The organism is Ensifer sp. GW821-FHT05G01 (assembly GCF_059419585.1).
The window spans coordinates 41281-68122 of the sequence record NZ_JBWKSC010000017.1 but is presented as its reverse complement, the minus strand read 5'-3'; the positions used below and the strand labels follow the sequence as shown (position 1 = coordinate 68122).

Below are 26842 nucleotides of genomic sequence, written 5' to 3'. Positions count from 1 at the left end.
TTTGTTTGAACCTTGGCTTCGTTTAAACTTTGGCTGCGGGTTGCGGGGGCGGCGCGCCGCCCGGGCTTGCCGCAAGCTTTGCCCGCGACTTCATCTTCTTGATCACGACGGGGCAGACGCTTTCGGACTGATAGAGGACCTGGCAGTGCAGGCAGTTGATGCACTCGTTCGGATTGATTTCGCCGGTGCGATGGATCGCCTGCACCGGACACTGGATGGCGCAGGTCTGGCAGGGGTTTCCGCATTCGTGGTAGCGCTTGAGCCAGTCGAACATGCGCATACGCGCGGGGATCGCCAGCGCCGCACCCAGCGGGCACAGGTAGCGGCAATAGAACCGCTCGACGAAGAGCCCGGCGACGAGAAGTGCTGCGGCATAGGCCACAAACGGCCAGGCGCGGATGAATTTCAGGATGATCGCAGTCTTGAACGGTTCGATCTCGGCCAGATGTTCGGCCTGCTCGACACTGATCAGCGATGCCCCGAAAAGACCGAGGAAGATCATGTATTTGATCGGCCAGAGCCGTTCGTGCAGGCCCCAGGGCAGCGTCCATTGCGGAATGCGCAGCTTGCGCGCGATCTGGTTGGTCAGCTCCTGTAGGGCGCCGAAGGGGCAGAGCCAGCCGCAATAAGCTCCCCGTCCCCAGAACAGGAGTGCCGCGGCAACGGCAAACCAGAGGATGAAGGTGAGCGGGTCCAGCAGGAAAGCCTGCCAGCTGAAGCCGCTGACGAAGCTCCCGAACAGAGCCATCAGGTTGACGACGGAAAGCTGCGCGTTGGCGTACCAGCCGAGGAAAACCAGCGTCACCGTCAGGAAGATGATGCGGAAGATATAGAACCCCTTCGCATTCCTGACGGCATAGGTCTGGAAGAAGAACACGCCCGTCAGCACAACGAGCATGGCGCCGAGCACCACAATCTTCAGCTTCGAGTCGTCCCAGATGCGCTTCCAGAGATCGGCCTGAGCGGCCCCTTCGCCACGGTCGGCAACGGCAGCGACTTCCTTTGGCGGCGGCGCGACGGCGCGCAGGTACTTCTGCGGAAGCTGATAGCCCAGGTCGAATGTATGGAAGACCTTCTCGATCGGCCCGACCTCACGCTGCGCCAGGAGCTGGATGCGGAAGGGTTTTGTCGGGTCGAAGCCGAGGCCTGCCGGGATGCGGAACAGGTCCATCTCGTTGAATTCCGGCGCACCGGAAAGCGCGATGGCTCCCAGCCGACGATGGTCGCGATCACGAAAACGAACGGAAACATCGTCCTGGATCAGCACGATGCGATCGAAGATGCCGCCGCGCACATAGCCCGAGCCCTTGAAGGAATAGAGGCCGCGCCCCACGAGCGCGATGGCGTGCTCACCCTCGCCGAGCCATGCCTCCAGGTTCTTCTCCTCGGCTGTCCCGAGAATCGCCCTGCCGATGGGGGGCGCCGAGACCAGCGCTGCCTGCATCTCGATGAACGTGGTTTCCGGTGCTTGCGCAATGGCGCGTTCACGGGCGCGCTCATCGGGATGGCCCGCGAAAGCAGCATTGACCTGCGCCACGTCGAGCGACAGGCGACGCAGCGTGCCGTCACCCTCTGCCTTGGTCCAGTCGGACGGCGCGGCGGCCGCAGGATCGATTTCGAAGCGCGGGCCGGTATTGGCCTTTTCCGGCGCCAACCCGCCGAGGCCGAGCGCTCGCGCGACCTTGAGCCCGGAACGGACAATCGAATCGTCGATGACCATGACCGTCACTGTCGCGCCGGAGATAATATCGACCTCATGGGTCGTGCCACCGGATTTTGCCTCGGCGACGAGATCGAGGCCGGCGTAACCGGCGACGAGCGCTTTTACCTTGGCATCCGGAATGCCGATGAGGACGATGGGCTCCGAGTGTTTCACCAGCCGGACGCCGACGATCTTCGCGTCCTTGTCCACCGCCACGAGGGTGTGGATCGGCTTGCCGGAGTAGCCGGTCGTCCCGACGAAATCCGAGGTCATGAAGACCCAAGCCACCGTCTGGCCGCCCTTCAGCACCGGGGCCACCGCGAGATCGTCGCGCACAGCGCCGAAGCCATCCGCCCCCGGCACAATGTCCGAGGCCGTTGCGGCCGGTAAAAACTCCTGCAGCACCGTTGCCGCGCTGGCGGATACGGTGCTGCACAGGCTGACGCAGAACAGAAGGACAAGACGGACGAATTTCATTCCAGGGCGTTTCCCGCAAATCGTTGCAGGACCAATGGAACGTTGGTGAAGGATGGTCGTTGATCTGGCTCAAACAACCGCTGCTTGTCAGGCCGAAGTTGGAGACCGAAGCAAAATTCATTGCGCGCACCGCGCTTCAGGACGACCAGAGGAAGATTTTCCTCGCTTCGCCGGTAACTGCACGAGAAGAGATGAACTCGAAGGCGGGATGTGGAGCTTGTCTCCTAACCGCCCACGATACTGTGACTGCAAGCGGATGGCCGGCTGCACGGTTGGCTATGGAGATTGGCCGCCGCCATGCCCGAGAGGCTCATTGACGGCGTCGCCTTCGCACGATGCAGGCGTCTCCAGGCATTGGGTTGATTAACGAATTTGAACAGAGACTTAGGCGTTGCCAGTGAAGAAACAAAAAAACTGCCGGGTAGTTCGGTTGGGAAGACCCTCCCAACCGAACTGCCGTCGGTGAACCGGGCTACTGGGCCGCTTCGACGCCTGGAAAACGAGGAAACAGAACCTCGTTTTCCAGATGCATATGCGTGACAAGATCGTCGCAGAACTTTTCAACGCCGATGTAGAGAGCTGTCCAGGACCGACATGCGTCGCCCGGAAGCGCAAAGCCATGCGTCAAATGCTCGATCACGGCGAGACTTCTACTTTCGATTGTATGCTCGTCCCGCATGCCTGCGATCAAATGCCCGATATCCGGATCCGGCTCATGCCGCATCATGGGAAACAGAGCGAGCTCTTCTCGCGCCATGTGGGGAAGGAGGTGATCCTTCAGTTCGGCGAGCGCCTCTGCAAGGCCGAGCGGCGCCGAGCGATGCGAACCGTGAACGTGTTCTACCTTTTGGGCGAGCGGGATCAACCACTCCAAATCGTTGCGGTGCGTCTGGTGATAGCGCTCCAGGATATGAGCGATAAGCTCACTGGTCTCAGCCGGCGCTTCGCGCCTTGCCGCGAGCTCGAGCGCCTGGAGACGCGCGAGCAAGTGAACCGCATCGACCCCGGCATCTGTCGCCGCCTCGGCAAGCGACGCCTCGCCGCCGCAGCAAAAGTTGATACCGTGCTGCCTGAGCAGTTCGGCAGCCCCCGGAAGCTCGCATGCAAACGCTCCGACGGAAGTATCCAGGTTATAGTCAGTCAATGTGTTCTCCCTGCTGTCTCAAGCGGTGATCAACCGCGAGCGAAGTTAAGACGGGACAAGATCATGACCCGCTGATCAGTTGGGAAACTGAGCCGTTTTGACTGATCGTTCTTTGTTGAAACGCAACTTCTATCAGGAGAGATCGCAACCGCTGACGATCTGAACAGCCGAAGGATCCTAGCCGGCGTTGCCGTGGCGGCGGCGCCAGTTGGCCAGGCGCTCTCGATCAAACGAGAAGACTTCGTCGATCACCGTACCGTCGGCAGACACCGTCGCCGTCCAGAGGCGACCGCCGCACCGCAGCGTCAGCCTGAATGTTCCCAGGTGCTCCCCCTGACCGATCTCAACCTGGCTCCTGACTTCGCCACGGTTGAGGCGGCTCCGCAGCTCCGTCGGCGGCAGACGCAGCGCCGATGACATCGTTGCCGCCGGCACAGAAAAATCGCCACCGGCATCGCGGTCGACGCGCAGAATTCGCCGGCTTGTCAATGTCAGCATTGGACAGCTCTTTCCGATAACGCATTTTCGTTCGCGAAGGGTCCGGTCCAGTGGAGGCGGTCACGTGATGTCTCGAGGCGGACGGCAAGAAGATCGAACAAGGAACCGTCACCGACGCCGGCGGCTGGCATGCTCGCCAGCAGTTCGGCGACCTCGACCGTGCAATCGCACAATGTCGGATCTTTTACTTCCATATCGATCATCACGCTGATCCTCCGCTGTGCTCGATCGTCCAACAGATGGACGTTCGTCGGGGTACCTGTCCGTTCCTTGTTAGGCTCGCAGCGACACGCCCTCGTTGCGCTGACGCAAGCTTTCGATGTTCACCACGTCTCACCTCGGTGTCGCCGCTACGACAGCATGCCGCATGTCCGCCGATTTACAGCGTCGTTCTCGAGGCCTATGGAATGCACCATCAGAAGACGTTGATGGAAACATCATGGGTGCGACGCTGCTTCCAACCAGCATATCCGAAGACCTGATCACGGCAATTGTTCACGACTTCTACGACCGTATCCGTCGCGACTCCGTGCTTGGACCTATCTTCAACGCGCGCATCGGCGAACACTGGGATTTGCATCTTTCAACGCTCGTCGACTTCTGGTCGTCCATCGCCCTGAAAACGGGCCGCTATGGCGGCAAGCCTCACGTCGTGCACCAAGGCCTCGACGTTACACCCGAACACTTCGAGCACTGGCTCAAAATGTTCGAGGCAACCGTTTCCCAACATTGCGCCGGTGAGGCGGCAGACTTCTTTCTCGACCGTGCAAGGCGGATCGCCGAGAGTCTGCAGATCGGTCTCAACATCGGACCGAACGCACTCAAGCTGCCCACGAGGCACCTGTAGATTGGACATTTTCAACGACGTTTCCGCCAGCTTACCGGCAGGCGCCGTCCGCCAGGCCCGGCCGAACCAGGAATGGAACAAAGCCCTGCAGCCATATGGCGAAGGCGGCCGACCACAGAATGGCGCTTGCCGCATGATGGGCGCCGTAGAATTCCGGTACAAAGCCGAACTCCGGCAGAACCCTCAGGACGGCCGACGCGGCCACAAGCCCAATTGAGACATAGGCTTGCCACGGCAAGGCGACGAGATCCCGGCCAGTATGGCGCAGCCCTGCGACGATGAAGACTGCGATGACGGCAAGCCCGAGTGTGCCGACGCCGAGCAGGTGCAATCCCGCAAGTGCGGGCACATCCGCACCCAGGCGCGCAGCGCCCAGCGCAAGAAACCCCAGGCCCCCGAACATATTGGCCACTGCAAGCGTCAGCACCTCTGGCTTGAGCACGGCGCGACCGATGAACCACTCGGCCAGCCGATCGAAAAAGGCCGCTCCCGCTGCCAAGGCGATCCAGCCCGGCACGAGGGAGTGGGGAAGAAGCAATGACAAAACGATGTAGGCCGACACCATGGCGCTTGCCGCATGCCGGCGACCCGGATGCGGACGGTAGGGCGAGCTTGCCCCCGTCGGGTCCAGGGCGAGGTTGATGACGACGACGCTGATGCGCGCGGCCGAAAGGGAAAAGAACACCACGAAAATGGACAGCGCAGCATCGATAAACCGCGCAGAAAGCTCGTACTCACCCAGAAACCACGCGATACGGATACCCGCCTCGGCAAACACGAATGCGCTGAGCCAGAACACGAACGACAGATGATTGGTGGTTCGGCGGGCGATCATCGGCCTGATGATCACGACCAGAAGCGCACAGTAGAACACCATGTCCGTCAATCCGGCAAACAGACTTAGAGCATCCCACCCGACAACACCGACGATACGTCCTGGCAGCCAGAGTAGCGCAAACATGACAAGGGCGCGGGACCTTGTCGGGTTCGTATCCGTCCATTCCGGCACCGCCGATGCGAGAAAGCCCGCCAAAGCCATGCCGTAAGTCCCAAAGAGCATCTCGTGCGCGTGCCATTGCGACGAAGGAATGCTGGTTGCAAGCGGCAGGTCGTAGGCGTCGACGATGACCCATAGCACTGGCCATAACGCGCCGTGCGCGGCCGCAAGCGGGAAGAAAAGGCGCAATGCCTCTTTCAATACAGGCGCCGTCTTCATGTCGATCTTTCCTCGGCAGAAAAAAGCTCGGCGAAGTCCCGATCCTGTGTCCATTGGGTCAGGCGATGGAAGATTTCGAGATCGGAGCGCTCGCCCGGCCGGCCCTCGATGGTCTTGTGCGTGAGAACGGATCCATCCCTGGCCGACAACACGAGCAGGCGATCGCAGATGCGCAATGCTTCTGCGAGGTCGTGGGTGACGAAAAGAGCGCCGAAACCCTGCTGGCGCGCAGCCGTCATGATCTGGTCCTGAAGAAGTCGCCTCAGCCCGACATCGACCGCGCTGAACGGCTCGTCGAGAAACATCATGTCGGGAGAGACCGCGAGCGCCCGGGCAACACCGGCCCGCTGGCGCATTCCGCCAGAAAGCTCCGAGGGATACTTGCCGAAATCCGTCTCGCGAAGCCCAACACCGAGCGCAAATTCGCCTGCTCGTTTGCGTCGCTCGGACAAACGCACGCCATCAGCGGCCAGCCCGTAAGCGATGTTGTCGAGCAAGGTCAGCCAGGGCAGCAAGCGCGGTTCCTGGAACACGACCGCATGCCGCCGATAGGTCCGCACGACCCTTCCCTTCGCCGGCTCGACGATGCCGGCGGCAATCTGGAGAAGCGTGGTCTTGCCACATCCCGAGGGGCCAAGCAGGCCTACGATCTCTCCGCCGTCGATCGACAGATCGAAATTCTCAAACACCGTGCGTCCGAGAAATGCATGTCCGACGCGGCTCATCGTCAGCTTCATCGCTTCACCCCCCAGGGCAAACCGGCGGCGCGCCACCGCTCCAGTGCTTCGCGCAGCAGATGCAGGAAGCCATAGTCCGTCAGAAGTGCGAGCACCACGGTGATCGCCAGCCAGGCCGTGACCTGTGGAATGTCGAAGAGCGCGCGAGCCTCCGCCAGCGCGCCTCCAATCCCGCCGGAGTTCGACAACAGCTCGGCCATGACAGTCACCTTCCAGGCACTGCCGGCAGTCGTTGTCCAGGCGGGAAACAGATAGGAAAGGACATGCGGCCCCGTGACCGTGCGCAGCTGGTAGAAGCGAGACGCACCGAACGCCTTAGCCATGACCTCCAGCTGGCGGTCACGCTTGGCCACGCCCTCAAGCGCGCCGGCAAAGGAGACCGGCAGCGAGGCGATGAGCACGGTCATGACGGCGGTGCCACCGGATGAGCCGAACCAGATCAGCGCCAGCACGATCCACCCGATCGGCGGAACCCCGAGCATGACGGTAACAACGGGCTTCAGCAGTCGCATCGCCGCGAAGGAGTAACCGGCGGCAAGACCGAGAGCGGTTCCGAAAACCGCCGCCAGTGCGAAGCCTGTCAGCGCGCGCCCGGCACTCTGCGCGATAATGGATGGAGACAGCGGATCCTCTGCAATCCGCATGATCGCCGAAACCGTTTCCAATGGAGACGGGAGAATGAAAGAGCCATAGATCTCGTGACCGGCCTGCCACGCGGCGAGAAAACAGCAGATCCCGGCAGCGCCGGCCCAAGCGGACCAGAGGTACCGTCCAAGCCAGCTCCCGGCCGCAAGGCAGTTTGTGCGCAGGGTCACAGCAGATAGAAACCGTCGTCTGGCAGCCTTCCGCCGATGATCGCGGGGTTGGTCTGCGCAAGAATTTCGTAGAAATGCTCCAGATCCGGTCGCGCCGCGCGTGCGCGGGAAGCAACCAGATGGCTTGTGGGAAAGGACGCAGCGATGATCTCGGGCGGGAAGCCCAGGGCTTCCGAAGCGCTGGCGGTGGCCGTCAGCGGATCGGCAAGCACTTGCTCAAGTGCCTTTTCCAGGGCCAATTGAAGCCCTTCCACCCCTGACGGACCGATCCGGTCGCACATCTCACGTGTCAATGCCAGGCCTGCCTGAGGAATGGCTGGCTTTCCCGAAAACTTCGCCCATTCCTGTTGGACGTCGATCACCCGGTGCACATCCATGAACAGGGATTTGGCCTTCAGGATCACCCCGGTCGCCGCCGGTTCGCTGAGCAGCGCTGCATCCACCCGGCCGGTCAGGAGCAGTTGAACGGCCTCGGGCGGTGTCGCCGCATATTCCAGACGGATCGCCGATGGCTCCATCCCCGCCTCCTGAACGAGCCGGCCGATGACGAGATCCGGCATGTCGTTTCGAAACGGAAGCGCGAGAGACTTGCCTCTCAAGCGTTCGAGCGTCGTCAGCGTCTCGTCCTTGGAGACGATGTAGAGCAGGCCATTGCTGAGAATGTTGAGCAGGCCTATGTCCAGGCCGCGGTTGCGCAGGTTTGCGGCGCCGTAGCTCGGCATCACCACGGCACCCATGTTGCCCGACGCCACCGCGGCACGCATTTCATCAGGCGATTTCCACGCCTTAAAGACGGCACCCGGCATGACATCGGCAAGCAGGCCTGTTTTGATCGCATGCGCCAGCACCGCACTTGGCGCAGCCGGTGGGCCGTAAATCGTCAGCACGTCGCGGGCGCGCACGATCGACGGCGCACCGAGGCCCGAAAGCGCCATGACGGACAGGCCGGCCAATGTCTTGCGGCGGGTAAGAACAACCATCGGTGTTTTCCTTGTGCTAGAAGCGCGCCTTGAGACCGGCGTAAAAGCCGCGACCATCGCCTGGCAAGTAGACCGCCTGGTTGGCGCTCGCCTGATCGACGATCAGGGTTGACGACGCGTAGGTCTTGTCGAAGAGGTTGGTGATTTCGCCGTAGAACGAGAAGACGTCATTGACGCGGTACTCAGTCCTAAGGTCGACGACCGCATAGGGATCGGCATAGACGGTGTTCATGTTGTCGACGGGCGTTTTCGACGGGACCCATTGCAGTGCTGCGATCAGATCCCAGTCTTCGTTCGCCGCGTATTGAAGGCTTGCATGCACGACCTGGCGAGGTGCGCCCGCAAGCCTGTTGTCACCCCGCAGCGGATCATCATCAAAGCGGAAGTCCTGGTAGGTATAGGCAAGACGCGCGCTCCATTTGTCGGTGATCGGCCGGGAAAGCCCGAATTCCACACCGAAATGGGTGGTCCTATCAGCGTTGAACGCCGCGAGCAGCGAGCCGCTTTCATCGCGCAGGCTCAGCAATTCATCATGCACCCAGGAGTAATAGGTCACAGCGTCGAAGGACCATGCCCCCTGCTGGCCGCGCCACCCGGCCTCCAGGGTGGTGGCCGTCTGAGCATCCAGGTCAGGCGTCGAGAAACCGCTGGGCGACGCGTTGGGCGTGCCGCCGGTCGTGCCCAGAAGATCGTCATGCGTCGGCGGCTCGAAGCTGCGGCTGAGTGCCGCGAACAACATCTGATCTTCGTTCGGCCGCCAGCTTACCGCCAGCGCCGGGCTCCAGCCGCCATAATCCCGCCCGTAGCTCGTGTCCACCGCCGGAACGGTGGAGTTCACCGCTCCACCGGGACCGAAGGCGAGCCTTGGACGCGACGCCGCGGACCATTGATCGTCATTGTCCCTCGTGGCGTAGGTGTAGGACAGCGACGGAGAAAGCGTTACAGCGTCTGACAGCGGTATGTTGAAGCCGCCGGTCAGCGATAGCGTCGAGGCATCCAGGTCGTTCGTGCCAAAGAGCGCGCCCGCCGTGCCGTTGCGGTTGATCGCATAGGTTCGATCGGATGATCCAACCACATATTGCGCGGTGGCTTCGAACAGAGGCAGCGCTGCAATCTCGTCCGGCTGATAGGCATACCGGAGTTGCGCGGTCAGATCTCCGCCATCCGTGTTGCGCACACCGCTCGAGATCGGAAAGCGGAACATATCCCTGGTGTAGGTATATCCGAGCCCGATATCGAACAGGTGTTCTTCGAGCACGATCGAGGTGCGCGAACCGATGAGAAACTGGCTGGCTTCGCGTCGCGGCCGGTCGCGCAAGACATTCGGCCCTATGCTTGACGGCGGGCCGGAAGAAACCTGCCGCGGATCCGCATTGAGCGCCTCGCGGTTCAGTGGCCCCGCGACGTCGAAGGATAGGTCGGTGTAGCCAGCGAAGAGCCGCGTCGAAACGGTATCGGAAAGCTCCAGCTCAACCGCGCCGCCTAAGGAGACACGCTGCGAGCCGTTATAGACGCGGAACCCGTCACGGCGGCTGATATCGGCATAAATGCCTGCGGCGAAGCGCTCGCCATCGAAACCTGTTCGCGCCGATGCGTCCGCACGCCCGAAACTTCCACCACCGGTGGCAAGCACGGTTTCGTCATCGATGGGCGAAACAAAATTCATCGCGCCGCCGAGCACGCTCGCGCCGAGGCGATTGGCAAGGTAGCCGCGATAGACCTCGATCAGGCTGGCTTCGCCAGGATTTGCAAGACCAACGATGTAAGATCCGTCGGCGCGATTGATCGCAAGTCCGTCCTTGAGCACGAGAATGCCGCGTTCGACCGGGTTCTGCTGAAGCCCCGAACCCCGGATCTGGATGCGCGGCTGATCATTGCCGCCAAAAAACCGCTGGACCACCACGCCGGGCACGGCCTCCAGCGCCTGGGCAACGGTCGGTATTGCAGGCGCGGGCGTCGCGTCAACGTCGACTGACGCCACGCCCCCAGGCAGAGCCTGCAGTCGACGCGCCGCTTCATCGGCCGTATTCGCCCACCTGCTGCCAGTCACGGTTATGGTTTGCAACGTCGTTGTGGCGCCTGGCGTCGCCGATTGTGCCAACGCGAGGTTTGACACACCCGTCGCCAACGCACCGCCCATCACTAAAGCTTGCCAGCCAACCCTTTGCATGCCCCTGTCCTTTCAACCCCTGATGTTGAAAGGGATATCGGCGATCACCCGATGACCGACTTTGCGCCAGCGCAAACAATGCCGATAAGATGACTAAAACTTGAAGGTTTTATCGGCGCCATCCGTGTTCGGTTCCAAAATCTCCGATCCGTCCTTGATACGGCGATGGGACGCCGATGGAGTTGGCATGACCGTGGATTTCGCCGTGCATGCTGGCGCGGTTGCGGCACGGCTTTGCGAAAGCCTGCCGGGTCATGCCGGTCCGTCAACAGCTGGTTGGCAACGATAATATCCAACGAACTTTGACCTGGCGCAAATCAGAACGGAAAGGATGGCTTAACATCCAATCGAACAAGGGATCGAATCGGGGAGTTGCGCCTTGAAACGGATTGGTGGCATTTGGGCGATGTCCCTGCGCATCCTGTGCGTTCTGACGCTGATCTCGATCGGTCTCATCCACAATGCGCCGCCGCGCGCCGACCTGCCTTCACAGGCCACGGCCGAAGCAAGCTATATGCTGCCCGACGGCTCAATGCCGGATCAATGCCTGGGCACCGGTGAGGATCACAAGTCCAAACCTGCAACCGGATGCGAAACATGCCGGTTGGCCGCAAACACATTGCTTCCCGACCCAGCCGACACGATCGGCGCGCCGGTTTCGTTCCGGGAAGCCACTCCCCCATTTATCGGCATCTACCGGACGCTCGGGCCGCAATTGCTGGCGTATAGCGTGTCCGCTCGAGGCCCTCCACCGCTAACCATCGCTTGATCAGCCGAGACGCTTCGTCGTCGCTGCGATGGATTAACGATAGAGCGATTTGCCCGCAAACGCCCGGTGGCGAACCAGAAGCCGGCATCACAATCCAGGCTGATGTAACACCGCCCCCTGCACGATCCGCGCCATACGCTTGCGGCTGAGCACGCTGTCGCTCCCCGCACCCAATCAGTCATTGAAAACAAAGAGCAGGCGCACGCCAGCACTGATCGTGCTGACGGCCGCCGCAAGGAAAACACATGCGCAACACACTCAAGACCATCGTTTTGCTCGCCACTGCCGCACTCGCACTTGCCGGCCAGAGCCACGCAGAAATCAGGGTTGTCGATGTCAAGGGACGGGAGGTCATCCTGGACGCACCGGCAAAGCGGGTGATCCTCAACTTCTACTACGAGGATTTCATTGCAGTCGTCGGTCCCGGCGCGATGGACAAGGTCGCAGCTCTATCGCTGTCGACCTGGAAAGACTGGCGTCCCAATCAGTTCGAAGCCTACGCAAAGGCAATCCCCGGACTGCCCACGATTCCCGACATTGGCGACACGGAAAACGGCACCTTCTCGGTTGAAAAGGTGATCGCAACGAGGCCCGACCTCGTGATCCTCTCGGCGTGGGCCTTCGATTCTCTGGGGGCCTCGGTCGACCAGATCACCTCGGCGGGCATACCGGTTGTCACGCTCGACTACAATTCGCAGACGGTCGAGAAGCACGTCCAGTCTACCCTTGTCCTCGGCCGGGTGATGGGCAGCGAAGAGCGGGCGGAAAAGCTTGCAAAGCAGTACGAAGACGCGATGCATGACATCAAGCGGCGAATTGAATCGGCTCCGCCGAGCAACAAGAAGGTCTATGTCGAACTTGCCCAGAAGGGTGCGCAGGACGTCGGCAACAGCTATGGCAAGACGATGTGGGGCGCGCTCGTTGACGAGCTCGGCGGTATCAATATCGCCAAGGACCAGGTTGAGAACTGGGGCCCGCTGAGCCCGGAATATGTGCTCACCCAGAAGCCCGACCTGGTGTTCCTGGCCGGATCCGAATGGGCGAACAAGCCCTTGTCCGTCTCGGTCGGGTTCGGCGCCTCCGAGGAACTGGTGCGCGACCGGATGAAGGCCTATGTCGAACGTCCCGGCTGGAGCACGCTGCCGGCTGTCCAGAACGGCGGCGTCCATGCCATCTATCATGGCGGTTCGCGTACCCTGTCCGACTTTGTCTACGCCGAGTACATTGCAAAACAGCTTTATCCCGACGCCTTCAAAGACGTCGATCCTGTCGCAGACATCCGGCGCTATTACGACACCTGGATGCCGATCAAGGCAGACGGCGTGTTCGTCCTTCCCTATGAAGCGAGCGTCAAATGACCGGCGCAGTCTTTGAGACGGCACATGTGGTCGCCGACTACCGGCGGGCCACGGCGAGGCGGCTCGGCGCCATTGGCGTCGGGCTGGCAGCCCTCTTGATCCTGGTCCTGGTGGATTTTCTGACCGGGCCGTCCGGCATGTCGCTGTTCGACGTGTGGTCCGCCCTTCTGGCCGGCCCGAAGGGCGACGACGTTGCGGCCGCGACCATCCTCTGGCAGCTACGCATGCCTCAAACCCTGATGGGCGCGCTTGTCGGGGCCTGCCTTGGGATCGCGGGACTGCAGATGCAGACGATCCTGGACAATCCGCTGGCAAGCCCGTTTACCCTCGGCTTCTCCGCTGCCGCGGGCTTTGGGGCGGCGCTTGCCATCATGTTCGGCGGCCTCGTTCCGCTTCCGGGTTTCGTCGTTGTCCCGGCGATGGCCTTTGCCATGACCCTCCTTGCCTGCGCGCTCGTCTATTTTGTGGCGCAACTCAGGGGAGCCACACCAGAAATCCTCGTTCTGGCGGGCATAGCAGTCCTGTTCCTGTTTCAGTCGATGCAATCGCTGCTGCAATTCCTGGCCTCGCCGGAAGTGCTCCAGCAGATCGTGTTCTGGCTGTTTGGCAGCCTGCTGAAGGCGAACTGGACCTCGGTCGCGGTCACCGCAGCGATCCTTGCGGCCTGCCTACCTTTTGTCGCGCGGGATTGCTGGAGGCTGACAGTGCTTCGCCTCGGCGAGGCCAACGCCTCCAGCCTCGGCCTTTCGGTGAGTGCGTTGCGCAAGCGCAGCTTCGTCCTGGTCGCGCTATTGACCGCAGCCGCCGTCTCTTTCGTCGGCACGATCGGCTTCGTCGGCCTTATCGCCCCGCATGTTGCCCGCACCGCAGTGGGCGAAGATCATCGCTTTGCATTTCCTTTTGCCGCAATTGCAGGCGCGATCATCCTGATTGGCGCTTCGGTCTTCGGCAAACTGCTCTCGCCAGCTTCGGTCATCCCGGTCGGCATCATCACTGCCGTTGCCGGCATCCCCATGTTGTTCCTCGTTATCGTTCGTCGGGGAGGAAGTGAAATATCATGAAGGAAGAACTCATCCTCGATGGTGTCTCCGTCAGGTGGGGACGCCTGACGATCGTCGATTCGCTCTCCTTGTCCCTTCCCGCAAACCAGATCGTCGCCCTTGCCGGCCCCAACGGTGCCGGAAAGTCCACGCTTCTGGGCGCCATCGCCGGAAGGCTCGCCCATTCGGGATCGGTGCGGTGGGGCGCGGGGCCACTGAACGCCCGGAGCGTCGGCTTCATGCCGCAACACTGCTGCACCAAGGCGGATCTCTCGGTGTTGCAAACTCTTCTGCTCGGATGCCACGAGCAGCTCGGCTTTCGCGTCGGAGAAGGCGAGCTTGAGCAGGCCAGCGAGATGCTCCACGAGTTCGGCCTCGAGGCGCTCGCACGCCGTCAGGTCGGAACCCTGTCGGGCGGCCAGCAGCAACTCGTGTTGCTCGCTCAGAGGTTGATGCGGCGCCCGAAGCTCCTCATCCTCGACGAGTCGACCTGCGCGCTCGACATCCGCCATCAGCTCACTGTCCTCGACATTCTCAGGAAGTATGTGGCGCGGACCGGTGCGCTGGTTCTCATGGCAATCCACGACCTGAACCTTGCGGCAAGGGCAGCGGACATTCTCCTGCTTTTACGGGCAGGGCGGCTGATGGCATGGGGAACTGCCGCCGAAGTGCTCACCGCCGAAAACGTCGCCGCCATCTACGATGTCGAGGCGAGAGTCCTCGCAACCGATGACGGACCCTGTGTGCTTCCCATCGGGCCGCGCCAGCCCATGAAGCCTCCATCGCCCTTTCCACAGGAGCAACGCGCCGTCGGGAACGTTCATCTGCAGTATCGGGTTGCAAGAGAGCACACCCGTCATATGCCGCTTGAGGCCCTAAACCAGCGTCAGTCCACATAACAGGCAGCTCGGCTCGACTTGGATTGCGAAACACATTCGAACGGCGCCAGCTTCAATTCAGGTTGGTCGAGCTAAGTAGCGTTTCAGGGGGCGGTTGTGCTATCGGACGATAGTTTTCGCCGCCACTCGAACAATTGACCTGCGAGAAACGTGAAATGAGCGAGATACAGAACAAAGCGGTAGCCCTTCTGACCCAGAACGAGGGCGATCTCTTTTCGCAACCGCCCCATGCCCGTGGCACACTCTTCTTGAGGCGAGCACTCGAACTCTATTTCGCACTTGGCGGCGACGAGACGACCGCAACCGAACTAATAGAGGAAGGCATGCAAACCCCACGCTTGCGGGTCGAAGCGGCTGTTGCAAATGTGATGATGGAAGTCGCCGCCGTCAGCCACCTGAATGACATCGACATGGTCCAGGCGGCCTACAATCGGCTGGATGCCGAACTGAAGGCGCCCGGCCTACTCAGGTGAGCAAGCGCCACGGTCGAAGTCTTTCTGGAAATTTTGCGGCTGTTCCCGCGCCGCCTTGGCCGCGCCGGTGGCTGGGAAAAGGCGAACGTCATCATTGAGAAGGCAGCCCGGATCTCCGGTTCGGTGACGTCACCAAATGTGAAGCGCTGGGTGCAATCCAAGAACGGCGGCGAGGAGGATTAAATTCAGCCGCTGACCGAGCGCGGCGCTTTAAAGTTTTCTGGATCGTCTATCGCCGCACCAAAGGCACGACCGTGGCGGTCGCCGATACCCGCCGGAGCCATCCGTCAATCGATTCCCTCTAGCAAAGTCGAGCATTACACCTTATCATTGCGCTTAATCTAAGCAGTCTTTAGTATGCGACTCCAGAACAGGACGACCTCTTTCACGCGACGCAATCGGCTTTTCCGTTGAACACGCGGCGCTTCGATGTAGTAGAGAGCGGACGCCAAGATTAGTTTCTTTCATTCCACTCGCGTATACTTCTGATAATGGGGATACTCCATGGCAGGATATGGTACAAACTTCAACCTGATGAAGATGAAGCTCATTGGCTTCGCCAGTATCATTATTGGCTTCCTGGTCGTGGCGTCCGGCTACCGCTATGGCTCCTTTGGGTTCGGATTGGCAGGCGTGATCTTGCTGCTCATCGGGATAGTTTTCATCATCGGTCACGTCCTGCGCCGGAATGAACGGCGGTAGCGTTGTTGCCGCCATGCGCTCTGCAGGCGCAAGGCACGCTCACGTGCCGTGTCCGGTAGATCGATGCGGCTGCACTGTAGGCGCAGCTTCTGAGCGCATTCGAACATTCTTGCGCAGCCTTCTCCGCTGGTCGGAGCATCGCAGTCACAACGAGTAGTGGGAGTGACGAGAACCCATGACACTTCACGACACCAGGCCGCGCAACGCAGGTGGCGATACGACCGGCCCCCCGACGTCGGTTCGCGTCGTGCTGGGCGGAGTGATGCTTCTGGCGGGATTGGTCGTCCTGACGGATGTGGCGTTTGCGTCGGTCGTTACTCCGGGCTTCATCGGAACCGCTGCCATCTTGGTCGGCACATTCGAAATCGTCCACGCCTTGTGGGCGAGAAGTTGGAGCGCCCTGTCATGGCAGATGCTGCTGGGACTTCTCTACATCGCCTTGGGCCTGATACTCACTGATGCAGTGGGTTCGAGCGTGATGGAGATCCTGACAAACATCGTGGCCCGGTCCGGGCGCACACAAGAGTTGTTGCAAACCTACGTGATTGGCCTGTTGTTCGCCCTGTCGGGGATCGTCAGGATGTTGCTCAGCCTAAGCCACTGGCGTCAGGCAGGATGGACCATGATGCTGTCAGGAGCCTTTGGCGCCGGGGCAGGATTCGCCATCTTGTCCGAGTTCCCAAAGTTAAGTCTGTGGATGTTGGCACTCTTGCTCGGCATCGATTTCCTGGCGCACGGCCTAGCGTGGCTGAGATTTGCATTTTCCCCTCGGCCGGACAGAAGTGGAAGCGATGCGGACCCCCCACCCGCGTAGGATGGGTCTCATACCAACGATCGCTGAGCCTTCAGCACCGCCGGATCAGGCGGATTGCGAGCCGCCTGGGACAAGGTCGAGTGAGTTTGGAAAACCCTGCCTCGGCGCTCAGTTGCTGGCAGTGCTGTGGCCGCATCTGACGGCATCATCGAAATGTCATGGCGTCGATCCAACTCCGACGCGACACCGTCGGATCGAAGCCTCCTGCAGGCCAGGAGGCAAGGCCAGCGCCTGCGTCGCCAACATGGGCGCCGCGTCCGCGAATGTCAGCGCGAGGAAATGCGCTTCCCCCAGCCAACTGGGATGGTTCACGCAAATGCTCCGGCCGCCTCCCCGAGCTGCTCGGTTTTTTTGTTTTGCTTTTTTTTGCCTGGCTCCAGAACGCAAAAAAAGCCCGCCGACCTTACGGTCTAGCGGGCTCTTTTTTGATTTGTTGCGGGGGGCTTAAGACACCAATACTCATGGATAAGGACCTCCGCCGCATCGATATGACCGATGAGGAACGCGCACGTTTCCTGCTCGCAGTCGAACAGACGAAGTTCCTGCCCGCCGACGAAATCTCGTAGGGAGCCAGGAACGTGTCCAAGCATTGGTTTCACGCAAACCGTGCAGTCCACCGCAGCGCGGAGTACACTTCACCTACCCTCTTGCTCATTGCTCGTCTCGATCGCAGGACATCCAGTTACTCCTCGCGCTTCGCACGTGCGATCTGATTAGCAAGCGGCTTGTTGAGATATGAAAGTGCGGCGCACTCTCCAGTCTGGACAAACGCCTCCACCGGCATACCCATGTGAAGCACCAGAGAGCCCAGGCGTCCAAGCTCTGGCTTCGCTGTTACGACCGTTCTCCTCCAGTTCTCATAGCAGGCGTTCGATCGATGCCTAAACAGGGAAGCGAGCCGGGCTTGTAACGACGGAAGCGCTACGCCGGGGGAGACCGGAAGCGTAAGACAGCAAGCAATCAATTGGCGATTTACCAAGGGGCCAATCCAGGTGTTTAGTCCCATGCTTTGATGGTGCAGTATTTTCCATTGAATGGAGGGAGGCACTATGGGCCGGCTTCTTCATGGGAGCGCCACCACGACAGAGGCGGTCCGTCGAGCGATACAACATAGTCAAGAGAGCCTGAGATCACTGGCCAAGCACTACGGCGTCAAGCAGAAGACCGTTGCCAAATGGAAGAAGCGAAACTCTGTCGCTGATCTGCCGACCGGCCCAAGTGAGCCAATGTCATGGCCGGGCGAGACCAGCGAGAAGGTTTCGCCGCAGGTATAGGCTAGCGTGAAATGGGCGCATTTGTTATCCGCGCGGCTTGCCCAGGAACCAATAACCGATGGCGGTGATGCGGTCTTTGTCGAACCCGATCCGATCACGGAAATGCTCACGTGCCCCGGTTACGGCTTGCGCTTCACCTGCGATCCAGATGTATCCCTGACCTTTTGGCAGGTCGATCGAGCGGGCGATCTCGGCAAGGCGTGTGATTTCTGGCGTGGCGCCAAATCCGGTATGCCATCTTGCCACCGCAGCTGCAGCCGTGATGTGCGGCTGCTCGTCGCCTGCGACAGCGACCTCGAGGTGCGCAAACGTCCGCAGTGTCGGCGGTGTTTCCTCGACGATCCGCCCGACAGCTGGAAGGCCGGTGATGTCTGCCAACAGGAGTATCCATTCCGCGTCCACCGGCGGCCGAAAACGGCCATCGGGATTGGCGATACCAATCCTATCGCCAACGTCGGCTCCGGCTGCCCAGCTCGCCGCCACACCGCCATCATGGACCACGAAATCCACGGTCATGCGCGCCCTATCGGCGTCCCACCGCCGCACCGTATAGGGACGCATCGGCGACTTCGGAACGCCTTCCGGTGTTCCCCACTTGCCATCGACCTGCCCTGGCAAGGCGATGTCGCCGCACGCGTTGGGAAAGACGAGACGGACCCATTCGTCGGCAAAGCCGGTCGATGTGAACTGTGCGATATCACCGCCACCAAGCTCGATGCGGACAACCGACGGCGAGAGCCGCTCAATCGAGACGACCTCTGCAGCAAAACTCGCATTCATCGCGGCGCTCCCTGCCCTGAGGCGCCTGGTTCCGGCAGCGCCGCAAATCCGCCGCCGGGCTGGCGGAAGACCTGCATCTCGATGCCGTAAATGCGGCGCAGGCTGTCCGGCGTCATGATTTCGGAAGGTCTGCCTTGCGCAAGCAGCTTGCCCGAGTGAAGCGCGATGATTTCATCACAGAAGCGGGCTGCCATGTTGATATCGTGCAGCACGACCACAACGCTGATGCTGCGTTCTTTCGCAAGTCGTCGAACAAGAGAAAGAACCTCGATCTGATGGGCGATATCGAGGGCTGCAATCGGTTCATCCAACAACAGGCAATCTGCGTCCTGTGCCACCAGCATCGCCAACCAGCAACGCTGCCGCTCGCCACCGGACAGCGTGTCGATCGGGCGGTTTACAAAAGCTGTAATCCCCGTCATTTCGATCGCCTCGTCGACCTTGCGCCTGTCGTCGCTGCCGAAGCGGCCGAGAGCCCCATGCCAGGGATAGCGCCCGAAGGCGACCAGTTCCTTGACGAGCAGGCCCGGAGCGGGCGGCGTCTGCTGCGGCAGATACGCGACCTTGCGGGCGAAGACGCGGCTGTCCAGTTGATCCAGCGCGACCCCATCATAGAGGACGCGGCCGTGACTTGGCCGCTGCTGGCGCGCCAGTATTTTCAGAAGCGTCGATTTCCCCGAGCCGTTGTGGCCGATCAGCCCATGAACCTGCCGCCCCTTCAACGCGAGGGACACTGGTCCGAGTATCTGCCGGCCGCCCACAAGGCATGAGACGCCCTCGACCTTAAAGCAGGGCGCTGCACAGACGCCGGACGCCTCACGGACACTCAAGCAAACAGTCATGCGCGCCTCCACATCAGCACGAGAAAATACGGACCGCCGACCAGCGCCGCGAGCAGCCCCGCCGGGATCTGCCAGGGAAAGATCAGCAGCCGACCCAGCCAGTCCGCCAGCACCATGATCGTGCTGCCGGCAATGGCCGCGGCGACAAGATGTGGCAAGGCGCGGCTGATACCGACCGCACGCGCCAGGTGGGGAGCAACCAAGCCGACGAAGCTCAACGGGCCGATCACAATCGTTGCACCGGCCGTCATCAAGGCGCAGGCGACAGCGATACAGCCACGGGCCTGGCCGATATTCATTCCGAGCGAGCGCGCGGAACTCTCCCCAAGCGGCAAGACATCAAGCCAGCGCGCGAATAGCGGAGAGGCAAACAGCGAGACCGTGGCGATACATGCAGCGGCAATAGCGGTGTCCCATGTCACGCGATAGGTGGAGCCGGACATCCAGGAAAGCAGAAATGTCCGTGACGAGCCGCCGGTGGCAATGAGCATTTCGCTGAGCGCGGCCACGAACGTTCCGAGCGCCACGCCGGCAAGGATCAACCTTTGCGGCGAAAACTCTGTTGTTCGGCTGACGGCCAACATGATGATCAGGGTCAACCCGGCCGAAGCTGTGGTTGCGGCCGTTAGCGAAGCAAGACCGAAGCCGGGCAGTACCACCGTGAGAGCGATTGCGCCGAGGCTTGCGCCGGAGGATATGCCGAGGATTTCTGGACTTGCGAGCGCGTTGCCCGTCATCCGTTGGATCATCGTTCCGGCCAGACCGAGAAGGGTTCCCGCTGATAGCGCCGCCAGAACGCGCGCGCCCCGCCATCGCGCGACGAAATCGGCAGCGTCGCCCCCCGCGACCGTCCAGCCGCCCATTGTCTTTCCCACAGCAAGCGCTCCGAGCAAAGCCAACCCAAGGACAGCCAGCCCCATCGAAACTGCCAGCCACGGGCGATCGAGCCTGCGGGCTGCGGCGAACGACACCGCTGGGGGAGCGGCAGCGTTTCTCAGTCCTGGAAGGAGGACGAGAAGGAGCGGCGCGCCCAACAACGCGGTGGCGACCCCGGTCGGCAGCGTCGTGTTACCGATTGCAACCTGCTGCACCAATTGGTCAGCCAGCCAAAGCAGGCTACCTCCAAAGGCAGGCGCCCACAGCAAACGCTCCTTCAGCCGCCTTGCGCCGGCGAGACTGACAAGCGTGGGGACCGCGAGGCCAACAAAGGCGATGACGCCAACCGCTGCGACGACGGAGGCAGACAGCGCCACGGCAACGAGAAGGGCGACAGGCCGAAATCCGGCCATTCGCAGCCCGAGAGATTGCGCACCCTCATCGCCGAGTTCCATCAAGGCCAGCGGACGCGTGAGAAGCAGCGATACGATGAACGCACACGCCAGGCGCGGGGCGAGGAACAGAACCTGCGACCACCCGCTCTGTTCGAGCCGACCGGACTGCCAGACGAACAGTTCGGAGAGATATTCATGATTGTAGAGGACCGCGACGCCTGAGATGGCCCCGAGCGTCATGTTGACGACCAGCCCCGCCATCACAAGCGAGAGTGGCGAACTCTGGCCTGAACGGGCTACGGCGAAAACCGCGGCGGCCGCAAGCAAGGCGCCTGCAATGGCGACCGTCTCCCGGCCATGATCCAGAAGCCAGGGTTGCCATAGGAGCGCGATGACGAGAGCGAGTTGCGCGCCCGTCGAGATGCCAAGCGTCGTCGGCTCCGCCAATGGGTTTCGCAGGACCTGCTGCAAGAGGGTCCCGGCGAGCCCGAGCGCGGCGCCCGCCAGGATACTGATCGCGATCCGCGGCAGATGGGAATAGACGAACAACAGCGAAGGAACATCCCCTCCGTCCGCTGCCCAAATCGCGTCCGGCCACCTCGCGATCGGCACCAGACCGGTCAGCAAGCGAACGCTGAACAACAGTGCCAGCCCGGCCATTGATAGAACGAGCAAACCGGGGGAAATGCGCAAAACCCTGTCGTTGCGAGTTGGAAGGATGTTAACCGGCATCGGGCTTTTCACGTGCGAATTCATCGACAAGCATCTGTGAGAAACGCACGGCCGTCGGAAGCGCCCCATACATGGCGACATCGGGAAACAGCCTGACCTCCCCGGCCTTGACTGCGGGAATGGCGTTCCAAAGCGCGCTTGTCTTCAGGGTTTTCAGGGCGCGCTCCGTCTTCGCTCCGTCGCCGAGAACGAGCATGCGAGCAGAAGAGATCGCCGCGAGCTTCTCGATGCCGACATAGTCGAAGCCGTTGCTGTTGGTCGGTGCAACCCATGCGTTTGCAAGCCCGACATGGGCCACGACATTGCCGGCAAAACTGTTCGATCCGAAGACATTCGCAAAGCGGCCATTGCTGTGGAGGTAGACGCAGAGGACAGGCGGGTGGCGCGGCGCGGACAAAACAGCCCGGTTGCGGGCGAGCGTCTGTTCCATCGCCGCCAGCAGGCTGCCGTCAGCCAGGCCGGGAAACGCCGTGACGACGGTTCGGGCAAAGTCCGCACACCGAGCGAGCTGACCGCGGCGGCCACCATGAAGATCGGTGACGACGACGTTGGAAATTCGGCGCAACTGTGGTTCGACCATTTTGGTGTAACTGCTCGTGTAGATGATCGAGGGGGCAAGGGCATCGATCAACTCGAGGTTCGGCTCCCAGGGCGCACCAAGATCGTGGATAGGAGCCCGTGCCGCAAAAGCCGGGTTGGCAGAAAGAAAGCGATCGCGCTCAGTGATGGCGATCGGCGCCACCCCAAGCGAAAGCAGCGTTTCCGACGATGCCCAATCGAGCGCAACCGCGCGAGCAGGAACAGCGTTCGGCTGCGCAGCCACGTCGCCGGCAACCAATGGAATGAGCGACGCTGCCCTTAGCAATGTCCGGCGGGTTATCGGCAAGACTGTCGCCCGATCCTTTCTGGAGCACAGATCGGGAGACCCCTTCGCGCAACGGTCTCCCGGCATCTTTCTCACCACTTGTATTTCAAGGTCCCCAGCACCGTGCGCCCTTCTCCCATATTGCAGGCGAGGGTGAAGAAGCAGCTCGCGACATAGGACTTGTCGAATAGGTTGGTGACGTTCAGGTTGGCACTGAGGCCATTGAGCTCTGGATTGCGCTTGCCGAAATCATAGCTGAGCGCCGCATCGAAGAGCGTGTAGGAAGGTACCTTGAAGGTGTTGAGCGCATCGCCCCATGACGCGCCCGTGTAACGCACGCCGCCGGCGACCCCCAATCCTTCGAGCGGGCCAGCCTCCACCTGGTAGTCCAACCAGAGGGACGCCATATGTCCGGGCACGCGAATGAGCTGTTTGCCCTCGGTCGCATAGCTCCCTTCAGCCGTCGCCTTGGTGACTTCCGAGTTGAGGTAGGTATAGGCGCCGATGAGGCTCAGGCCATCGGTCAACTCGGCAACGGCTTCGAATTCCAGACCGCGTGACCTGACTTCACCGACCTGTGCCGATTTGGTGATATCGGCCGGATCGGCAGTCGTGACGTTGACCCGCGTGAGATCGAAGGCCGAGACGGTGAAGAAGCCATCCCAACCCTCCGGCTGGAACTTCACGCCAACCTCGTACTGCCTGCTCTTTTCCGGTTCGAACGCCTTGCCGAAACGATCCTCGCCGACGACCGGATTGAAAGATTCCGAGTAACTGACATAGGGGGCGATGCCGCTGTCGAAGACATATGTCAGACCGGCGCGTCCGGTCAAAGCGGACCAATCACTGTCCTGCAGGGCCGTTGCCGTCTTGGGATTGGTCGGTATACCCGGATCGCCGTTCCACAGATCATCCACCTTTGCCGAAACCCAGTCGTGCCGAAGGCCGAGGGTCAGTCGCCAGTTTTCGTACTCGATCTGATCCTGCGCGTAGAGACCGAACTGGTTTGTCGTGGTTTCGGCGTCGACCCAGGTGTTCCATCTCGAAAAGTCGATGGGGCTTCCGTAGGTCGGCGCAAAAATGTTCTCGATCCGAGGGCCTGTTCCCCATTTCTCGTCACGCGTCGCCCGGCTCCAGGCATAGTCGAAGCCGAAAAGGACATCATGGCCAATCGCACCGGTCTCGAACTTGCCGTTCAGTTGGTTGTCGATGCCGACTGTGTCGCCGAAGGCATGCCGGAACTGCCAGTTTCTCGCGATGGCGGTGTTGCCTCCCGTCTGTGGGCTGAACAGCAGGCCGCTGTTGCGCGCGAGATAGTTCTCCTGGTTCTCGAAGTTGGAATAGCGGACGTTCTGCTTGAAGCTCCAATCAGCATTGAACTCGTGGAAGAACTCGTAGCCTAAATTGATCTGCTCCTGCGTTTCCCGGTCAAAATCCGGTTCCCCCAGGAAGCGTTCCATCGGCATCCGACCATAAGGGCTGGTGCCGTTGACCGCCGCCCACGGGTAATTGGTAACGGCAAGCGCATTGTTTTTCTGATAAGAGCCAAGCACCGTGAGATACGTCCCCTCATCCGGCTTCAGCGTGACGCTGGGAGCGAGCAGCAGGCGATCGTCATCCGTGTATTCGACGTTGCCGTCGGCGAGGCGACCTAGTCCAACGAAACGTCCGAGGATTGCACCTTCGGCATCAAGCGGGCCGCTGACGTCAAAGGCTGCCTGCCTGTGGCTCTGAGTGCCGAGCGAAAGCTGAGCCTCGCCGCGCGCGTCTTCCGTCGGACGCTTGGAGATCATATTGATCATGCCGCCAGGCTGGTTCTGGCCATAAAGCACCGAGACCGGACCTTTGAGGACCTCCACGCGCTCCAAACCGTAAGGCTCGGCCGCCATGATGCCGAAGTAGCTGAACGGCGTGTTGCGAAGGCCGTCAAGATAGGTATTGGCGAACTGGCCTCGGATAAAGATGTTGTCGGCCGCTACGACGGCGCCGCCATAATCCGAGCGCACGCCTGCGCTGTAGCGCAACGTCTCGTCCAGCCTGTTTGCGGCCTGCCGATCGATGCGATCGCGCGTGATGACCGAAATCGACTGCGGCGTTTCGAGCAAGGGCGTATCTGTCTTCGTGCCCGTCGATCCGCGGGTGGCAACAAAGCCGTCAACCGGACCCCATGGATTTTGACCGGTCACGCTGATCGTCTGCAACGCCGTCGCCCCGTCAACGGTAACGCCGCCGCCAACGGCGCCCGGCTCGGAGATCGCAACGGTCCGCGGATTAGTGAAGGTGTAAGTCAATCCCGAGCCGGCGAGGATCTTTGCAATCGCCACCTCGGGCGTTGCCCGACCGACAATGCCGGAGGTGTGTTTGGCCGAAGCGATCGACGGCACATAGGTGACCTGAATGCCGGCCTGCCGACCGAACCTGGCGAGCGCGTCACCGAGCGGCCCGGCCGCGATCGAAAAACTGGCCTCGGTCGACTGCGCCTGTGCCGGCAGCGGCGCCACCGCAGCGCCGCCGGCCACTGCCGTCGACATCAATAACGCAGCGGCAAACGCTCTGCCTGCCCGCTTGTTGTTCTTGCCCAAACGCCCCATTTTCTGCCCTCTTCTCACTACGCTTTCGCTCAGAAGGCCGAGCATTCGAACGACGTGCCGGCACCCTCTGATAGGGAAAACGGCGGCCGCCAGAAAATTTTCACTTTTTTCTCAAGTTTTTTTTAAAACGGTGAGATGACCGTCAGGTAGGGGGTAACGCTGCGTACCCTGCCGCCGTGAGGCTGGACAACGGCTTCGAGCGCCAACACAGGATCGCGCAGATCGTAGACACCGCTGACGAGACGTCTGCCAAACGAAGGGCTGGTTATCACGACCTCGCCCTTCTTCCATCGTGCGATGCGTGCGACGACGGCCGCGACAGTCTCGCGCTCGACGACGACCATCCCGTGCCGCCAGCTGGCAATCTGGCTTCGATCCTTCTTGCCGATCGATACGGACTGATCGCCTTCGGCAAAGGTCAGCCACTCGCCTTGCGCCAGACGCGCAGGCGCGATTGCGTTGTCCGACGGCAGATCCACGCCCACGAGGCCATGGTCAACAGCTATGGTCAGACAGTCCGCATCGCTGCTCACATCGAACGCCGTACCGAGCGCAGTGGCTGTCACGCCTGCCGAGGTGACGCGAAACGGCCTTGTTTCGTCCGGCGCCACCTCGAAGAATGCCATGCCCTGAAGCAGTTCGATCTCTCGCCGCTGCGCTGTAACCGTCAGGGCGATAGCACTGTTCGGTCCAAGTGTGGCGAAACTGCCGTCAGGCAATTCGAGGCGACGGATCTCGCCGGTCGCGGTCATCGCGTCGGCCCTCGCTTGAAGGATAAGGCGTGGGCCGGAAGAGGCTGCAGCGACAAGTCCGGCGGCGCCAAGGAAGCTGCCGACCATCAGCACGCGCCGAGAAACCGAGAAGGCGGCCTTGCGATCGGCCCTTCGTCGATCCGTGAGAATCTTGCCGGTCATGCCGTGGATTTCCAGAGCTTCCGACCACGCCTTCTCCTGTGCGGGGCCGCGCGACAGCCAACGACGCGCAACGTCGAGGGCAACCGGGTTTTCCGGGTCGCTCTGAATGCGGATCAGGAGATCCACCGCCTCATCGAAAAGCCTGTCCTCTTCGGACACGTCATCCTCCATTTGCGTGCCTCCATCACCGCATCGGGTCGACCTTGTACCGCGCCCATATACGAAAACGCGGCAGCGTGAAGGATTTTCACAGTGCCGCCGGGAATTCTATAGATCCTGCAGCCTGATACGCACATGCCGGTAGGCGTCCCGGATCAGTGCCCATGTGCGCGTGGTTGAAAGACCGATCTTTTCAGCGACTTCAGCGATCGTCAGATCTTCCAGCCGGTAGAGTTCGAAAGCCCGCCGAGTGCGCTCGGGCAGTTCGGCAAGAGCCGCATCGGAAAGCGCCAGTCGCTGCTTGTCGTAGAGCGCTGCTTCCGCCGATGGCCTGGGATCGGCAATCGCCGTGAACTCCGCATCGGGGATGTGATCGACCGGTGCAGCCTGCTCGCGGCGATGGTAATCGATCGCCAGATTGCGGGATATCTTGAACAGATACGCTCTGGGATTGTTCTGATTGCCCTTGGGGTTTGCGCCCATCAGCCGTACGAACGTGTCCTGCGTCAGGTCTGCCGCCGTCTCTTCCGACAGTCCGCGCCGGCGCAAGGAACCCGCGAGTTCCCGTGCATGCCGCCGGAAGAGATTATGAATATCCCAGGCCAATTAGAAACGTCCCCGTGAGGCGAAACCGCACGTCGGTTCGGGGTTGCGGCTGCACGAAGTCGCAGAGCCGTCGCGCTGCCGTTCGGGCATCGGTTTTGGCGGCGTGTAAGAATGCATTTGCAGAGACCTGGGCATCGATCATCACATTTCGAACTGATCCTTCTTAA

General features: G+C 61.3%; 24 protein-coding genes and 2 pseudogenes. 9 read left to right on the top strand and 17 right to left on the bottom strand.

The genetic code is table 11. The annotated features are described in order from the left end of the window. Positions 1–22: 22 nt before the first annotated feature. The 4 genes from AC07UR_RS31125 to AC07UR_RS31110 form a co-directional block, all read right to left on the bottom strand. A complete protein-coding gene (locus tag AC07UR_RS31125) occupies positions 23–2179 on the bottom strand; it encodes a NosR/NirI family protein (protein WP_209792682.1) in 2157 nt (718 codons plus the stop codon). 472 nt (positions 2180–2651) lie between these two features. After that, complete coding sequence (gene ric, locus AC07UR_RS31120) at positions 2652–3323, bottom strand: iron-sulfur cluster repair di-iron protein (RefSeq protein ID WP_209792683.1); 672 nt, start codon at positions 3321–3323, stop codon at positions 2652–2654. Between the two features lie 177 nt (positions 3324–3500). Beyond that, positions 3501–3821: a DUF6522 family protein gene (locus AC07UR_RS31115; RefSeq protein ID WP_209792685.1), complete on the bottom strand. Its 321-nt coding sequence runs from the start codon at positions 3819–3821 to the stop codon at positions 3501–3503. Next, positions 3815–4024: a hypothetical protein gene (locus AC07UR_RS31110; RefSeq protein WP_173422414.1), complete on the bottom strand. Its 210-nt coding sequence runs from the start codon at positions 4022–4024 to the stop codon at positions 3815–3817. The genes AC07UR_RS31115 and AC07UR_RS31110 overlap by 7 nt, the downstream gene beginning before the upstream one ends. Before the next feature lie 236 nt (positions 4025–4260). Between AC07UR_RS31110 and AC07UR_RS31105 the strand changes: the two genes are divergently transcribed. Next, positions 4261–4668, top strand: a complete 408-nt coding sequence (locus AC07UR_RS31105) for a group III truncated hemoglobin (RefSeq protein WP_173422415.1) — start codon at positions 4261–4263, stop codon at positions 4666–4668. A 31-nt stretch (positions 4669–4699) separates the two neighbouring features. On the opposite strand, the gene AC07UR_RS31100 is transcribed toward AC07UR_RS31105, so the two are convergent. From AC07UR_RS31100 to AC07UR_RS31080, 5 genes are all read right to left on the bottom strand, one after another. Further along, positions 4700–5884, bottom strand: coding sequence for an NnrS family protein (locus AC07UR_RS31100; RefSeq protein WP_209792687.1), 1185 nt, complete (start codon positions 5882–5884; stop codon positions 4700–4702). After that, complete coding sequence (locus AC07UR_RS31095; protein WP_209792688.1) at positions 5881–6621, bottom strand: ABC transporter ATP-binding protein; 741 nt, start codon at positions 6619–6621, stop codon at positions 5881–5883. The genes AC07UR_RS31100 and AC07UR_RS31095 overlap by 4 nt, the downstream gene beginning before the upstream one ends. Then, complete coding sequence (locus AC07UR_RS31090) at positions 6618–7265, bottom strand: ABC transporter permease (RefSeq protein WP_234942050.1); 648 nt, start codon at positions 7263–7265, stop codon at positions 6618–6620. Before AC07UR_RS31090 ends, AC07UR_RS31095 begins: the two co-directional genes overlap by 4 nt. Positions 7266–7432: 167 nt before the next feature. Beyond that, complete coding sequence (locus AC07UR_RS31085) at positions 7433–8416, bottom strand: ABC transporter substrate-binding protein (RefSeq protein WP_209792689.1); 984 nt, start codon at positions 8414–8416, stop codon at positions 7433–7435. Between the two features lie 16 nt (positions 8417–8432). Continuing rightward, positions 8433–10556 carry a TonB-dependent receptor gene (locus tag AC07UR_RS31080; protein WP_234942057.1) on the bottom strand — a complete coding sequence of 708 codons (2124 nt, stop codon included), beginning with the start codon at positions 10554–10556 and terminating at the stop codon, positions 8433–8435. Between the two features lie 409 nt (positions 10557–10965). Between AC07UR_RS31080 and AC07UR_RS31075 the strand changes: the two genes are divergently transcribed. From AC07UR_RS31075 to AC07UR_RS31045, 7 genes are all read left to right on the top strand, one after another. Continuing rightward, positions 10966–11355 carry a hypothetical protein gene (locus AC07UR_RS31075; RefSeq protein ID WP_209792691.1) on the top strand — a complete coding sequence of 130 codons (390 nt, stop codon included), beginning with the start codon at positions 10966–10968 and terminating at the stop codon, positions 11353–11355. A gap of 245 nt (positions 11356–11600) precedes the next feature. Continuing rightward, the gene (locus AC07UR_RS31070) at positions 11601–12713 is read left to right on the top strand and encodes an ABC transporter substrate-binding protein (protein WP_209792692.1); all 1113 of its coding nucleotides are present in this window, start codon (positions 11601–11603) and stop codon (positions 12711–12713) included. Next, on the top strand, positions 12710–13774 hold the full coding sequence (locus tag AC07UR_RS31065; protein ID WP_209792693.1) for a FecCD family ABC transporter permease: 1065 nt from the start codon (positions 12710–12712) through the stop codon (positions 13772–13774). The genes AC07UR_RS31070 and AC07UR_RS31065 overlap by 4 nt, the downstream gene beginning before the upstream one ends. Next, entirely contained in the window at positions 13771–14652 is an 882-nt protein-coding gene (locus AC07UR_RS31060; protein WP_209792694.1) for an ABC transporter ATP-binding protein, read from the top strand. Before AC07UR_RS31065 ends, AC07UR_RS31060 begins: the two co-directional genes overlap by 4 nt. A 155-nt stretch (positions 14653–14807) precedes the next feature. Continuing rightward, the gene (locus AC07UR_RS31055; protein ID WP_209792696.1) at positions 14808–15125 is read left to right on the top strand and encodes a hypothetical protein; all 318 of its coding nucleotides are present in this window, start codon (positions 14808–14810) and stop codon (positions 15123–15125) included. 504 nt (positions 15126–15629) lie between these two features. Continuing rightward, complete coding sequence (locus tag AC07UR_RS31050; RefSeq protein ID WP_173422425.1) at positions 15630–15827, top strand: hypothetical protein; 198 nt, start codon at positions 15630–15632, stop codon at positions 15825–15827. A gap of 175 nt (positions 15828–16002) precedes the next feature. Next, positions 16003–16641 (top strand): HdeD family acid-resistance protein, encoded by a 639-nt coding sequence (locus AC07UR_RS31045; protein ID WP_209792698.1) that lies wholly within the window; start codon positions 16003–16005, stop codon positions 16639–16641. A gap of 682 nt (positions 16642–17323) precedes the next feature. Here AC07UR_RS31045 and AC07UR_RS31040 read toward each other — a convergent pair. Further along, a pseudogene (locus AC07UR_RS31040) lies at positions 17324–17464 on the bottom strand (HlyD family type I secretion periplasmic adaptor subunit); the annotation flags it as partial. 226 nt (positions 17465–17690) lie between these two features. Here AC07UR_RS31040 and AC07UR_RS31035 point away from each other — a divergent pair. Continuing rightward, a pseudogene (locus tag AC07UR_RS31035) lies at positions 17691–17873 on the top strand (IS481 family transposase); the annotation flags it as partial. Positions 17874–17939: 66 nt separating this feature from the next. On the opposite strand, the gene AC07UR_RS31030 reads toward AC07UR_RS31035, so the two are convergent. From AC07UR_RS31030 to AC07UR_RS31000, 7 genes are all read right to left on the bottom strand, one after another. Beyond that, positions 17940–18695, bottom strand: coding sequence for a siderophore-interacting protein (locus tag AC07UR_RS31030; protein ID WP_209792700.1), 756 nt, complete (start codon positions 18693–18695; stop codon positions 17940–17942). Then, complete coding sequence (locus AC07UR_RS31025; protein ID WP_209792702.1) at positions 18692–19537, bottom strand: ABC transporter ATP-binding protein; 846 nt, start codon at positions 19535–19537, stop codon at positions 18692–18694. Before AC07UR_RS31025 ends, AC07UR_RS31030 begins: the two co-directional genes overlap by 4 nt. Then, positions 19534–21540, bottom strand: a complete 2007-nt coding sequence (gene fhuB, locus AC07UR_RS31020; RefSeq protein ID WP_209792703.1) for a Fe(3+)-hydroxamate ABC transporter permease FhuB — start codon at positions 21538–21540, stop codon at positions 19534–19536. The genes AC07UR_RS31025 and fhuB overlap by 4 nt, the downstream gene beginning before the upstream one ends. After that, on the bottom strand, positions 21530–22426 hold the full coding sequence (locus tag AC07UR_RS31015; protein WP_209792704.1) for an ABC transporter substrate-binding protein: 897 nt from the start codon (positions 22424–22426) through the stop codon (positions 21530–21532). Before AC07UR_RS31015 ends, fhuB begins: the two co-directional genes overlap by 11 nt. Positions 22427–22497: 71 nt before the next feature. After that, complete coding sequence (locus AC07UR_RS31010; RefSeq protein ID WP_209792705.1) at positions 22498–24996, bottom strand: TonB-dependent siderophore receptor; 2499 nt, start codon at positions 24994–24996, stop codon at positions 22498–22500. Positions 24997–25118: 122 nt separating this feature from the next. Next, a complete protein-coding gene (locus AC07UR_RS31005; protein ID WP_494701964.1) occupies positions 25119–26069 on the bottom strand; it encodes a FecR family protein in 951 nt (316 codons plus the stop codon). Positions 26070–26177: 108 nt separating this feature from the next. After that, the gene (locus tag AC07UR_RS31000) at positions 26178–26675 is read right to left on the bottom strand and encodes a sigma-70 family RNA polymerase sigma factor (RefSeq protein ID WP_173422432.1); all 498 of its coding nucleotides are present in this window, start codon (positions 26673–26675) and stop codon (positions 26178–26180) included. Positions 26676–26842: the final 167 nt, after the last annotated feature.